This is a genomic window from Nitratidesulfovibrio sp. HK-II, assembly GCF_003402415.2.
In the GTDB taxonomy this organism is placed as follows: domain Bacteria; phylum Desulfobacterota; class Desulfovibrionia; order Desulfovibrionales; family Desulfovibrionaceae; genus Cupidesulfovibrio.
This window is the reverse complement of sequence record NZ_AP036014.1, coordinates 1,412,531-1,425,805: the sequence shown is the minus strand read 5'-3', so window position 1 is coordinate 1,425,805 and position 13,275 is coordinate 1,412,531. Positions and strand designations below refer to the sequence as shown.

11 protein-coding genes are annotated in these 13,275 nt (G+C 67.0%); 2 read left to right on the top strand and 9 right to left on the bottom strand.

The window, feature by feature from the left end; genetic code table 11:
• Nucleotides 1-43: 43 nt before the first annotated feature.
• The 8 genes from ftsW to mraZ form a co-directional block, all read right to left on the bottom strand.
• Nucleotides 44-1,231 carry a putative lipid II flippase FtsW gene (gene ftsW / locus RVX_RS05710; protein WP_172596528.1) on the bottom strand — a complete coding sequence of 396 codons (1,188 nt, stop codon included), beginning with the start codon at nucleotides 1,229-1,231 and terminating at the stop codon, nucleotides 44-46.
• Nucleotides 1,228-2,553 carry a UDP-N-acetylmuramoyl-L-alanine--D-glutamate ligase gene (murD, locus tag RVX_RS05705; protein WP_116305087.1) on the bottom strand — a complete coding sequence of 442 codons (1,326 nt, stop codon included), beginning with the start codon at nucleotides 2,551-2,553 and terminating at the stop codon, nucleotides 1,228-1,230. Before murD ends, ftsW begins: the two co-directional genes overlap by 4 nt.
• Before the next feature lie 162 nt (nucleotides 2,554-2,715).
• The gene (gene mraY / locus RVX_RS05700) at nucleotides 2,716-3,792 is read right to left on the bottom strand and encodes a phospho-N-acetylmuramoyl-pentapeptide-transferase (RefSeq protein ID WP_007522907.1); all 1,077 of its coding nucleotides are present in this window, start codon (nucleotides 3,790-3,792) and stop codon (nucleotides 2,716-2,718) included.
• A 108-nt stretch (nucleotides 3,793-3,900) separates the two neighbouring features.
• Entirely contained in the window at nucleotides 3,901-5,385 is a 1,485-nt protein-coding gene (locus RVX_RS05695; RefSeq protein ID WP_116305086.1) for a UDP-N-acetylmuramoyl-L-alanyl-D-glutamate--2,6-diaminopimelate ligase, read from the bottom strand.
• Nucleotides 5,386-5,397: 12 nt separating this feature from the next.
• Nucleotides 5,398-7,545 carry a penicillin-binding transpeptidase domain-containing protein gene (locus RVX_RS05690; protein WP_116306391.1) on the bottom strand — a complete coding sequence of 716 codons (2,148 nt, stop codon included), beginning with the start codon at nucleotides 7,543-7,545 and terminating at the stop codon, nucleotides 5,398-5,400.
• A 14-nt stretch (nucleotides 7,546-7,559) separates the two neighbouring features.
• Nucleotides 7,560-7,847: a hypothetical protein gene (locus RVX_RS05685; RefSeq protein WP_116305085.1), complete on the bottom strand. Its 288-nt coding sequence runs from the start codon at nucleotides 7,845-7,847 to the stop codon at nucleotides 7,560-7,562.
• The gene (gene rsmH, locus RVX_RS05680) at nucleotides 7,844-8,929 is read right to left on the bottom strand and encodes a 16S rRNA (cytosine(1402)-N(4))-methyltransferase RsmH (RefSeq protein ID WP_116305084.1); all 1,086 of its coding nucleotides are present in this window, start codon (nucleotides 8,927-8,929) and stop codon (nucleotides 7,844-7,846) included. The genes RVX_RS05685 and rsmH overlap by 4 nt, the downstream gene beginning before the upstream one ends.
• A gap of 42 nt (nucleotides 8,930-8,971) precedes the next feature.
• Nucleotides 8,972-9,421, bottom strand: coding sequence for a division/cell wall cluster transcriptional repressor MraZ (gene mraZ, locus RVX_RS05675; protein ID WP_116305083.1), 450 nt, complete (start codon nucleotides 9,419-9,421; stop codon nucleotides 8,972-8,974).
• A 547-nt stretch (nucleotides 9,422-9,968) separates the two neighbouring features.
• Between mraZ and pyk the strand changes: the two genes are divergently transcribed.
• Nucleotides 9,969-11,381 (top strand): pyruvate kinase, encoded by a 1,413-nt coding sequence (gene pyk, locus RVX_RS05670; protein ID WP_116305082.1) that lies wholly within the window; start codon nucleotides 9,969-9,971, stop codon nucleotides 11,379-11,381.
• Nucleotides 11,382-11,475: 94 nt separating this feature from the next.
• Nucleotides 11,476-12,510: an HD-GYP domain-containing protein gene (locus RVX_RS05665; RefSeq protein WP_172596527.1), complete on the top strand. Its 1,035-nt coding sequence runs from the start codon at nucleotides 11,476-11,478 to the stop codon at nucleotides 12,508-12,510.
• A 192-nt stretch (nucleotides 12,511-12,702) separates the two neighbouring features.
• Here RVX_RS05665 and RVX_RS05660 read toward each other — a convergent pair whose 3' ends face one another.
• Complete coding sequence (locus tag RVX_RS05660; protein WP_007522922.1) at nucleotides 12,703-13,200, bottom strand: CBS domain-containing protein; 498 nt, start codon at nucleotides 13,198-13,200, stop codon at nucleotides 12,703-12,705.
• Nucleotides 13,201-13,275: the final 75 nt, after the last annotated feature.

Genomic DNA, 13,275 nt, shown 5'->3' with positions numbered 1-13,275 from the left:
TCCGGTATTTCGTTCGGTGGCAGAAACGTGCGAAGGCGCGCCGTCAGCGCGCCGTCCGCGAATAATTCAGCAACAGGCCCACACAGGTCAGCGTGGTCAACAGGCTGCTGCCGCCATAACTCAGGAAGGGCATGGGCACGCCCTTGGGTGGCGCCACGCCCATGACCACCGCCATGTTCAGCACGGCCCCCAGCAGCAGCACCAGAGTGATGCCGAAGGCGGTGAACCGGTCTCGCAGGTCCTCCTGCCGGGCGGCAATGCGGAAGCACCGCCAGAACATCAGTCCCATCAGCACGAAGACCAGCGACATGCCGATGAAGCCCAGTTCCTCGCCCAGCACGGCGATGATGAAGTCGTTGTGCGCTTCCGGCAGGTAGAACAGCTTCTGGCGACTGGCCCCGATGCCCACGCCGGTGATGCCGCCCGACCCCAGCGCGAACAGCGACTGCACCAACTGGTAGCCGGAGTCCTGCGCGTCGGCGAAGGGGTCGAGAAAGGCGGTCAGGCGGCGGAAGCGGTACGGCGACTGCACGATGAGCAGCCAGCCCCCGGCCACGGCGGCCGCGCCGGAAAGGGCGAGATAGATGAACCGCGTGCCGCCCACCAGGCACATGAAGAACAGAATCATGGCCAGCACCGCCGCCCCGCCGAAGTCGGGCTGAAGCAGCAGCAACCCGCAGAACAGCCCCGTGACCGCGAAAGGCGGGATGACCCCCCGGCTGAAGGTCTTGATGAGCGCCTGCTTGGTGCTCATGAAGTAGGCCAGATACAGGGCCAGGGCGATCTTGGTGAATTCCATGGGCTGCACGGCCACCGGCCCCAGAAGGATCCAGCGGCGCGCGCCGTTGACCTTGGTGCCCACCGGGGTCAGCACCAGGATGAGCAGCGCCAGCACCCCGAACAGGGCCGGGTATTGCAGCTTGTACAGCAGGTTGCGGGGCATCAGCGCGGCGATGAACATGGCCACGCCGCCCACGCAGGCGAAGATCATCTGGCGCTTGAAGAAGTAGTACTTGTCGCCATTGAAGCGCTCGGCCACGATGCCGCTGGCGGAAAGCACCATCAGCAGGCCGATGCCCAGCAGGGTAAGCGCAATGGCGAACAGCCACCAGTCCACGCCGTTCTGCGGACCGTGGTCGCCGTGGGCGATGCCGCCAAAGCTGCCGCCGCCGTGCCGCAGTTCGGCCAGCGCGGCCGAGGGGTGGGCGTCCGCCTGCGCGCCGAACCTCATGGCAGGGCCTCCACCACGCGGCGGAAGGCGTGGCCGCGCTCCTTGTAGTTGGCGAAGAGGTCGAAGCTGGAGGTGGCCGGGGCCATCACCACCGCGTCGCCAGGCTGGGCCAGCGCGGCGGCCTCGGCCACGGCGGGTTCCAGCGCGGGATGCCAGGACATGGAGAAATCCCCCTGCCCCAACCATGCCCCCTCGAAATGTTCACGGCTGGCGCCAAAGCCCACCACGGCCCGCACCCGTCCGTGCAGCAGCGGCAGCAGGGACGCAAGGTCGCCCCCCTTGAACTTGCCGCCCACCATCAGCACCACCGGCCTGTCGAAGGCTTGCAGCGCCACGCGCAGGGCCTCCACCGTGGTGCACTTGGAATCGTTCACCCACAGCACGCCGTTTCGCTCGGCCACGGCCTCCAGCCGGTGTTCCAATGGGGCGAAGTCCGCCACGGCCCTTCCCGCCGCCTCCGGCGTCACGCCGAATTCGCGGCAGGCCTGCCACGCGGCCTCGATGTTGGCCAGGTTGTGACCGCCCAGCAGGCGGGTTTGCGGAAAGCGCTTCGCCCCGGCGTCGAAGAACAGCGTACGGGGCTTCAGCTCGCGCGCGGCGACCAGATCGCGCACGCCCTCGCCGAAGATGGCTAGGTCGCCTTCTTCCATGCAGCGGAACAGCCGGAACTTGGCGTCGATGTATTCCGCCATGTCCGCGTGGTAGTCGAGGTGATTCTCGCTGACGTTGAGCAGCATGGCCACGCGCGGCCGAAAGGTGGTGCAGGCCTGCAACTGGAAGCTGGAAATCTCGATGACCAGCGCATCCGCGCGCGGCCCGCCATCCGCCACGGACAGCACGTACTCGCTGAGGGGGGTGCCGATGTTGCCGCCCAGGAACACGCCAAGACCCTGCGCCTTGAGCATGGCCGCGCACAGCGAGACCGTGGTGGTCTTGCCGCTGGTGCCGGTGACGGCCAACACGGGTTCGCCGTTGAGCTGCCGCCAGGCAAGCTCCATTTCGGCCAGCACCTCGGGCGCGTCCGGCCCCTCGGGCAGCAGCGGGCGCAGCGTGGCCACGGCCATGCCAGGGCTGGGCACCACGGCCCGCGCCCCCTCGAACTGCGCCGGGGAATGGGGGCCGGTGGCGATTTCCACGCCCGATGCGGCCGCCCATTGCAGAAAGTCGGCAGGCACGCCGTCGGCCTTGCGTTCCAGCAGGCGCACGCGCGCCCCCATGCGGTGCAGCAGCCGCGCGGCAGCCATGCCCGAGCGGCCCGCGCCCACGACCACCACAAGGTCGCCCTTGCCGATGGTCCGCGCCATGTGCTTGTCGCAAGTCATTGCCGTTTCCTTGTCCCAGGGGTTGTTTCCAAATTAGGGTTTTCGTTCGTTGGCAAGGAAAACGAGCCTGCCATGAGGGAGTATACTCTTATCGTATTTGACCAAAATGGCAGGCGAAGATTGACGCCGCCAACGGGCGAAAGAACAATTTAGAAACAACCCCTAGCGGAGCTTCAGGACCGACAGCGCCATCAACCCCAGCAGCGCCGACATGATCCAGAACCTGATGATGATCTTCGACTCGGGGATGCCCTGCAGTTCAAAATGGTGGTGCAGCGGGGCCATGCGGAAGATGCGCTTGCCCCCCGTGAACTTGAAGTAGCCCACCTGCAGGATCACCGACAGGGTTTCCACCACGAACAGCCCGCCCACGATGAGCAGCAGCAGTTCCTGCTTGCACAGCACGGCCAGGAAGCCCAGCGCGCCGCCAAGGGCCAGCGAGCCCACGTCGCCCATGAACACCTGCGCGGGGTAGGCGTTGAACCACAGAAAGCCCAGGCTCGCACCCACCAGCGCCCCGCAGAACACCGTCACCTCGCCCACGCCGGGCACGTAGGGCACCTGCAGGTAGTTGGACATCTGCACGTTGCCCGCCACGTAGATGAACACGGCGAAGACCATGCCCGCGATGATGGTGGGGCCGATGGCCAGGCCGTCCAGCCCGTCGGTAAGGTTCACCCCGTTGGACGAGCCCACCATGACCGTCACGGCGAAGGGGATGTACAGCCAGCCGAGGTCGGGCGCGAGGCCCTTGAAGAACGGGAAGGCGAGGCGCGTGGAATACACCGGCTCGGCGACCACCAGATACATGGCCACGGCGGCCACAACCACCTGACCCAGGAACTTGGCGCGCGCGGAAAGGCCCTTGTTGTTGCGGCGGCGCACTTTGATGTAGTCGTCCAGAAAGCCCACCAGGCCAAATCCCAGAAAGATGAGCATGGTCAGCCAGACGTACTTGTTGGTCAGGTCGGCCCACAGCAGCACGCTGATGGACAGCGAAAAGGCGATGAGCAGGCCGCCCATGGTGGGGGTGCCCGCCTTCTGCACGTGGCAGGTGACGTCCTCGTGGATCTGCTGGCCGCACTTGATGCGCTGCAGCCATTCGATGAACCGGGGCCCCATGAGGATGGACAGCAGCAACGCCGTCAGCAGCGCCCACACCGACCGGAAGGTGATGTAGCGGAAGACGTTGAGGACCGTGAATTCGGTGCTTAACGGATACAGCAGGTTATACAGCATGACGCCCCCCGCCGGTGTACTGCGTGGTTCGGATGGCGCGCGCCGCGCGCCCGGCTGGGACTACGCCCCCGGATGGCGAAAAGCCCCGGACCGGCGTGGCGTCTGAGATCAGTTGCACCCCAATATCTCCCGGATGACCTGCTGGTCGCTGTACGGCACCTTGCGGTCGCCGATCTGCTGGTAACTTTCATGCCCCTTGCCCGCCACCAGCAACACGTCGCCCGGCTGCAGCAGGGCCAGCGCCTTGCCGATGGCCCGGCCCCGGTCGGGTTCGCTGACCACCTCGCGCGCGCCGGCAAGGCCGGGCAGCACGTCGGCCATGATGGCCTGCGGGTCTTCGTGGCGGGGGTTGTCGGACGTGAGCACGGCCACGTCGGCATGGCGGGCCACCGCCTGCCCCATCAGGGGGCGCTTGGTGCGGTCGCGGTTGCCGCCGCAGCCGAACACGGTGACGATGCGCGAAAAGCCCACCGCGCGCAGCGCGCGCAGCACGTTTTCCAGCGCGTCGGGGGTATGGGCGTAATCCACGAAAATGTCCAGCCCTCGCGGGTTCACGATGCGCTCCAGCCGCCCCGGCACGCCGGTGAAGGCGGCAAGGCTCGCGAAGTCTTCCGGCGCAAGCCCCATGCCCAGGCACACCGCCTGCACGGCCAGCAGGTTGGAGGCGTTGTGCGCGCCCACGAGGTGCGAGGAAAGCTCCCACTGCCGCCCCTCGAAGGTCATGCGCAGCGTAAGGCCCGAGGTGGCGTTGCGGATCATCTCGCCGTGCAGATGGCGGCGGCCCGGTACGGTGTTGGCCGCATTCAGCCCGAAGCCGATGGCGTGCGTAACCTCGCCCAGCAGGCGACGGCCCCAGGCATCGTCGGCGTTGATGGCGCAGGCCTTGTCCGCGTCGGGCAGTTCGGTGAACAGGCGGGCCTTGGCGGCATAGTACTGTTCCATGTCGCCGTGGTAATCCAGATGGTCCTGCGTCAGGTTGGTCAGGATGGCCCCGGCAAAGCGGATGCCCGCCACCCGGCGCTGATCCAGCGCGTGCGACGAAACCTCCATCAGCGCCACGTCCACCCCGGCGTTCTCCATGCGGGCCAGCATGGCGTGGGTTTCTATGCAGTCGGGCGTGGTCAGGGGCGCGTCCATGGCAAAGCCCGGCCAGCGGTAACTGACCGTGCCCAGCACCCCGGCGCGGCGGCCCTGCGCGGAAAACACATGCTCAAGAAGATAGGTGATGGTGGTCTTGCCGTTGGTGCCGGTAACTGCCACCACCGGGAAGGACAGCGCATCGGTGCCGTACCGGGCCTGGCCCAGCAGGCCGATGGCCGCGCGCGGGTCGTCGTGGGCGGCGACCACGGCTCCTTCCGGCGCGGCGGCAAGGGCCGCATCCACCCGCTCGGACAGGCACACCACGGCTCCCGCCCCGGCGGCCCACGCCTTGGAAATGAAGTCCGCGCCGTCCACGCCAGCGCCGCCGTTGGCGGCAACGCCGGGCACGGCCACGAACACGTCGCCCCGGCCCACCTTGCGCGAGTCGGTGCGGATTTCCGGCGTGTTTTCACGCACACGGGCCAGAAGGCCATCAAAAGAGATACGGGTCATCTGCCGATGCTCCTAGGAATTCTCGGAAAGCCACAGGACGCACTGCCCCGTGGGCTGGCCCTTGGGCCATTCTGCGCCCGGTTCCGGCGTCTGGCGGATCACGGTCTGGCCCGCCCCCTTCAGGATGGGAACCATGCCTTGCCGGGCGAACACCTCGACGGCGCGGCGCACCGACTTGCCCACCACGTTGGGCACGCCGTCGGGGGCCTCGCGCACGGCCTCGGCCACCTCGCGGCGCACTTCCACCGGGCCGGTCTTGCCCAGGGGAGTGGCGTAGGCGGGGGCCTCGGGGTCGGGCGCGTCGGGCAGCAGGCCGTGATAGGCCATGGTACGCATGGCCACGTGCTTGAACACGGGCGCGGCGACCACGCCGCCGTACGAATTTTTCTGGGGTTCGTCCACCATGACCAAAATCAGGTACTTGGGCCGGTCGATGGGCGCGAAACCCACGAACGAAGCCAGCCGCTCGTGTCCGTAACGCCCTGTTTCGTCAGCCTTTTGCGCGGTGCCGGTCTTGCCGCCCACCATGATGCCGGGGATGCGCGCGCGGGTGCCGGTGCCGTCTTCCTCCACCACTTCACGCAGCATGGAGATGACCTGTTTCACCGTCTTGTCGTTGTAGACCTTCTGGCTGGCCGAATTGGCCGGGGCGTCGTCGCCGCTGTCCACCACCAGGCGCAGCGGCTTGCGTTCGCCGCCGTTGGCCAGGGTAAGGTAGGCTTGGGCCATCTGCACGCCGGTGGCGGCGATGGCCTGGCCGAACGATGTGGTGATCAGGTCCGGCTCGGACCAATGGCGCGGGTCGCGCAGGATGCCCTTGCTCTCGGTGATGGGCAGCCCGGTGCGGTCGCCGAAGCCCAGCTGGTTCAGGTATTCCCAGTAGCGTTTGGCCCCAAGCTCCAGGCCGATCTTGGCCATGCCGATGTTGCTGGAGTAGCGCAGCACCTTGTTCACCGGCAGCACGTCGTAGCTGTGCGTGTCGCGGATGGTGATGTAGCGGGTCTTCCAGCGGCCCTTTTCGCAGTTGAAGTTGGTGTCGCCCTTGACCACGCCTTCCTGCAGCGCGGCGGCCACCAGGAACGGCTTGAGGGTGGAGCCGGGTTCCAGCGCGTCGGCGGCCAGGCGGTTGCGCCAGCGGTCGGCCTTGTAGTCGCGGTAGGAATTGGGGTTGAAGAACGGGTACTGCGCCCAGGCCAGAATGTCGCCCGAGTCCACGTCCACCACCAGGCACCCGCCCCACGAGGCGTCGAACTGGTCCACGGAGCGGGCCAGGGCTTCTTCGGCAAAGAACTGCACCTGGGTGTCGATGGTCAGGCGCACGTCGCGGCCGCGCAGGGACGCGCGGGCAGCGCCGCCGTCCATGTCCAGCCGCCGCCCGGCCGCGTCGCGCTGCACCACGTTGCGCGCGGAGTCGCCGCTCAACACCTCGTCGAAGGTAAGTTCCAGGCCTTCAAGGCCCTTGCTCTCCATGCCCACGAAGCCCAGCAACTGCCCGGCCATCTGTTTGAAGGGATAGATGCGTTCGTACTCGCTGGTCAGGTACACGCCGGGCAAGCCCGCCTTGCGCACGTTTTCCGCGGCAAGGTCATCCACCTTGCGGGCCACCCACGAAAAGCCGCGCTTGGCGGTAACGGCGTCGCGCACATGTTTGGCAGGGGCTTCCAGCGCGGTGGCCAGACCATTGACGGTGGCGTCCACGTCGCGCACCTCGCCGGGGCGGACGTAGATGGACCGCACCTCAACGCTGCGGGCCAGGATCTGCCCATTGCGGTCGAGGATGGCCCCGCGCCTGCCGGAAACGGTCTCCGCCGCCATGTGCTGGCGGCGGGCAAGGCCGGCAAGCCGGTCGCCGTCGTAGACCTGCACGTACCAGGCGCGCGACCACAGCAGCATCCACAGCACGGCGAACACGCAGCCCACGCCGTACAGGCGCACCCGGCTCCAGTCCGCGTCGCCGAACCGGGCGAACGGGTTGAAGCGCGAGGTGCCGCCAAAAACGGAACCCGACGCGCGCCGGTTGCGGGCGTCGCGCCTGTCGCCATTGTCGCGGGCAACGCGAGCGGCGCGGGGGGCGCGCAATTCAAGAGAGGGACGCGCGTCGCGCGCGGTGCGCGGCGCGGGCCTGCCGAGTATGCGTGACTTCCTGTCTGCTCGCAGCATGACCATCCGGGGCGCTAGCGCCCCGCCTCCTCGATGCGGCGGATCTGGCCGGGGCGTGCCCCCCGCATGCCCATGGCCTCCGCCTTCCTTCCCAGTTCATACGGCGACATCAGCCGGTCCCGCTCCACTTCAAGCTTGGCGGTCAGGGCCGCCCGTCCGTCCAGTTCTCCCTGCAACTTGCGCAGGTTGTAGGCCATGTCCATGCGTTCGATGTTCAGCCACACCAGCGACAGCCCCAGCACCAGACTGGTCAGCACCGACAGGATCATGGCCAGCACCCAGCTTCCCACGCCCTGGCTCATGACGCGTCCCCTTCCGCTGCATCGCGGCCTTCCGGGGCGTACTTATTGCGCCGCCTTGGGCGCGGGGCTTGCCCTTCGGCCAGGCGCACGGCCGCGCGCAGCTTGGCGCTGGCGGCGCGGGAGTTGCGGGCCAGTTCCGCCTCGCTTGCGGTGACCGGCTTTCTGGTCAGCACGTCCACGCGGGCCTTGTGGCCGCATTCACAGCGGGGCACGGTGCGCGGGCACACGCAGCCCTGCGATTCGTCGCGCAGACGATGTTTGACGATGCGGTCTTCCAGCGAGTGGAAGGTGATCACCGCCAGCCGCCCGCCCGGGTTCAGCCGGTCCAGGATGCGGTCGAGAAAGCGTTCCAACTGGCCCAGTTCATCGTTGACGGCCATGCGCAGGGCCTGGAAGGTGCGGGTGGCCGGGTGGTTGCGCGAGGTGGCGCGCCACTTGGCCGGGTAGGCCCGGTCCACGATGGCGGCAAGCTGGGCCGTGGTTTCGATGGGGCCTGCCGCGCGGGCGTCCACGATGGCGCGGGCGATGCGCCCGGCCATGGGGTCTTCGCCGTAGCGGCGGATGATGTCCTTCAGCACGTCCACGGTGGCGCGGTTCACCAGCTTCGCGGCCGGGGCCTCGTCGCCGTCCTGGTCCATGCGCATGTCCAGCGGACCGTCCGCGTGAAAGCTGAACCCCCGCTCGGCGGAGTCGATCTGCATGGACGACACCCCGATGTCGATGAGCGCGCCATCCACCTTGTCCCAGCCAAGCTGGTCCAGCGCGGCCTCGAAATCGGCATAGCGGGTGTGAAAGAAGTGCACCCGGCCGCCCCAGGGGGCCAACCGTTGCCGGGCATGCGCCAGGGCGGCGGTGTCGCGGTCGAGGCAGCACAGTTCGCCGTCCGGGCTGATGCGTTCCATGATGGCGGCGGAATGGCCGCCAAGGCCCACGGTGCCGTCCAGGTAGCGCCCCCCGGCGCGGGGGGCCAGCGCTTCCAGCACCTCGTCCAGCAGCACGGGCACGTGCAGCGTGGCGGCGCGCGCCCCTTCCGTGGGAACGGGGGTCGCCTGCGGTGCGGGGGTATCGGATGCGCCGGTCATGCTGGTATCCTGTTATCCTTGAGGGGCTGTGCCCTGCCGGACTTAAAGGGAAAGTTCGATGCCGCTGTCGGCCAATTCGGCGGCCACGTCGTCGAAGTCCTGCGCCACGATGCCGTCGAAGCGGGCCTGATCCCAGATTTCGAAGCGGCTGCCCTGGCCCAGCAGCACCACATCCTTGGTGATGCCCGCGTAGTCCATGTGCGAACGCGAGATGCGCACCCGCCCCTGCCCGTCCAGGTCCATGAGTTCGGCGCTGCCGATGACCAGGCGGCGGAAGTCGCGCATCTTGCGCGAAGGGTTCTTGAGGCTGGAGAACTTGCGCTCGAAGTCCTCCCAGTCGGGCAGGGGGTAGCCCATGACGCAGTCGTCGAAGCTGGTCAGCACCAGCTTGCCGCCCTCGGCGCGCGACACGAGGATGTCGCGGAAATCCGGCGGCAGCATCAGCCGACCTTTCGGGTCAAGACTGCGGATGGAACGGCCCCTGAACAACATGACGGCACCACTTGCCTGTTATGGCGGACTGTTGCGTGCGGCAGAGCATTCGGTCACCCGCTTTCGCCGTTTCCCACGCCAACCTGGGGGCGGGGACCTTGGCCGGAAGAAAGAGGGCTTTTCGAGAAGACTCTACCACCTTTTACCACAATTTCCCACTTTCTCTATGATATGTTGGGCACTGTCAAGCCGTGGCCTTTCCCGAAGTCTAGAAATTTTCTAACGCCCCCTGGCCCACACCCCAAAAAGAAAAAATACCCTGTATTTACAGGGTGTAAAAAGGCAGACGACAATACCCCCACCGCCCCGACGACGACGAGCGCGCACCCGCCGCGCGTGCGCTGCCGCACGCAGAACGCGCCCGCCGGGCAACGCGCCAACGCGGCGCTGCACCACTCCCTGATATTTTCACGGAAAGCATGGGGACACGAAGGGTGTCGGCACGATATACGGGTGTATCCGCCACGGCGCGGCCACGGGGCCTCCAGAGCGGCCAGCGACGCACAAACGGCTTGACAAGATACAACTTATTGCACAGGGGTGGATCATGAGAACGAAGATAATCGCCACCATTGGACCGGCCTCGCGCTCGCGGGAGGTGCTTTCGCGCCTCATCGCCGCCGGAGTGCGCATCTTTCGGCTCAACTTTTCCCACGGCGGCGCGTCCATGTTCGTGGACCTGGTGCGCACGCTGCGCGAACTGGAAACCGAATGCGGCTGCCCGGTGACCATTCTGCAAGACCTTTCCGGCCCCAAGATCCGCATCGGCGAGATCCCCGACGGGGCCATCTCCGTAGGCAAGGGCGACCGCGTGCTGCTGGGCCCCAAGGCCCCGGCCGGCGCGGTGCTGCCGCTCATCCCCTTCACCAACCAGGCCGTGCTGAACGGGCTGGAGCCCGGCGACCGGATGGTGCTTTCCGACGGCGGGCTGCAGTTCCGGGTGCTGGGCACCGCGCCCGAGGGCTGCTTTGAGCTGGAGGCCGACAGCAGCGGCATCATCACCTCGCGCAAGGGGCTGGCCCTGCCCGGCAAGTCGGTGCGGCTGCCCGCCCTCACCGAAAAGGACCGCAAGGACCTGGCCGACGGCCTGGAACTGGGCGTGGACGCCGTGGCCCTGTCCTTCGTGCAGACGCCGGAAGACATCCGCGACGCCAAGGAAATCATCGCGGCCAGCGGCCGCAAGCACATCCCGGTCATCGCCAAGCTGGAGCGGCAGAACGCCGTGGACCGGCTGGACGACATCCTGGGCGAGGCCGACGTGATCATGGTGGCGCGCGGCGACCTGGGCGTGGAATGCCCCCTGCCCGCCCTGCCCGCCATGCAGAAGCGCATCATCCGCGCTTGCAACCGCGCGGCAAAGCCGGTCATCGTGGCCACCCAGATGCTGCTTTCCATGGTCAACAGCCCCTCGCCCACCCGCGCGGAAACCACCGACGTGGCCAATGCCGTGCTGGACGGGGCCGACTGCGTGATGCTTTCGGAAGAAACGGCCATGGGCAACTTTCCCGTGGAAACCGTTGAGTTCATGAAGGAAATCGCCGCAAAGGCGGAAGAACTGCACTTCGAGACACAGCGCCTTGCCGAGCCCGCCGAAGAAAAGGGCACGGCGGACTTCCTGGCCTACGCGGCCTGCCTGCTGGCCGAGAAGACCGGGGCCAAGGGCATCGTCTCGCACAGCATGAGCGGCGCATCCGCCCGGCTCATCTCGTCGCGCCGCCCCCGCCAGATGGTGTGGGCCCTGACGCCCGACCCGGCCGCCCTGCGCGCCCTGAACTTCTCGTGGGGCATCGTGCCGCAGGACATTCCGCAGGACATTCCCGGCCACGTGGCCCGGGCGGAGCGCTTCGTGGACACCGCGCCCGACTTCGAGAAGGGCGACAACGTGGTCATCACCGCCGGTCAGCCCAAGGCGGGCCGCAAGCCGCGCGGCACAAACATGGTGAAGATCTACAGGAAATGACGGCGGCAGGCGGAAAGGCCCGGTTCCACGCGACCACGGCATGCCCGCGCGGCATGCATGCACGAATGCGAGCACGACAAGGGAGCTACCCACGGTGAAGGCAACCATCCCCGACAATATCTCCGAGGAATACTACCAGATCAGCACGGAGATATTGTCGAGCTTTCCCAAATACCGGCCGCCGGTGGACCTGTTCCGCTTCCGCGAGGATATCGCGCAGTTGCAGCCGTACACCCGCAAAGGGGCGCGGCTTACCAACGAGCAGGTGGAAGAGGTGCAGCGACTGTGCGAGGCGGGCGACCTGTTCGTTTCCCGTTCGGACCACCCCATCTACTCGCAGCACATCGTCCACCAGCTCGACCTGTTGCTGGTGGACAAGAACCTGAAGGAAGGCGAGATCGCCGACATCTTCCAGCAGGCCCTGGCCATGCGGGTGAACGAATTCATCGACCAGCCGGTGAAGCCGGTATTCGAGGCGCTGTACCGCGACGTCATGGTGCTTACCGAATACCTGTGGCAGGACAAGCACCGGGTAAAACAGTTCATGCGCCGTCTGCACCGCGAACATTCGCTGGCCAAGCATTCGTTGAACACCCTTTCGGTGGGGCTGTGGCTGCTGGTCGCCTCCATGGGCGACAACCTGAAGCGCCGCGACCTGGACCGGTCTGCCCTGGCTCTTCTGCTGCACGACCTGGGCATGGCCAAGGTGCCCGCGTTCATCCTGTCCAAGACCACTCCGCTGAAGCCCGACGAGAAGGACAAGATTCCCCTGCACCCGCTGGTGGGGGCCAAGATCATGCACAAGATGGGGCTGGCCTTCGATGAATTGCGCCAGTGCACGCTGGAACACCACGAACGGCTCGACGGTTCCGGCTACCCCCAGAAACTCAAGGGCGAGCAGATCAGCCGCCTGGGGCGCATCTGCGCCGTGGCCGATTCCTTTTCGGCCATGATCGCGACGCGCCCGTACGCCCCCGGCAAGGATCTGGTGCCCGCCGCGCAGGAACTGGCGGCGGACAAGGCCCGCTACGACACGCGCTATGCCACCCTGCTGCTCAACGCCCTGGTGACCAACGCCTTCGGCGCGGCCAAGCCCAAGGCCGAGACGAAACCCGAAGGGGCAGCCTGAGCATTCGCCCCACTGGGCATGCCGGGCCAAATCCGCCCTGGTCACGCCACGCCGGAACAGATCGAGTCAGGCCGAGTCGGGCCGAGCTTGGCCGGACCACGGCACGCCCCCTATCGACGCGAAACGGGCCGCCCCATCACCAGGGGCGGCCCGCCTTCATTCCTTCGTCCGGCTGTGATGACGCACGCGCCATCAGGCGCGGCTGATGATCTCGCCGCTGATCTCGCGGAACACGTCGTTGATCATGATGACGCCCAGCACCTTGCCCGCCTCGGTGACCACGGCGTAGCTGCGGCCCTTCTTCACGAAGCTTTCCAGCACCACCAGCAGCGGGTCGTCGGGGGCCACCTGGGTCATGTCGCGGTCCATGACGTCGCGCACCTTGGTGGACCCGGCCACCTTGCAGGCATTGCGGTAGATGCGGTCGAAGCCGTCTTCCTCTATGCCGCGCAACGAGCCGCTGCGCAGCAGCGAATCTTCCATGAAGCGCACGGTGTCCCACACCGAAAGCGCGCCGCGCAGCATGTCGCGCTCGTCATACACCAGGGCGCACAGGCAGCCCGCCCCGCCCCCGCCGTCCGGGCCGACGCAGGAACTGAGCTTGCGCATGGCCTCGGCCAACGAATCGTCCTCGCGCAGCTTGGGGAATTCTTCCCGCACGATGTCCCAGGCACGCTTACGCAACAGCATCTGTACTCTCCTCACGGTGTGTTCGTGGACATCCGGGCCATCTCGTCCAATGGGCTTCGGCATCTGGCCACATGA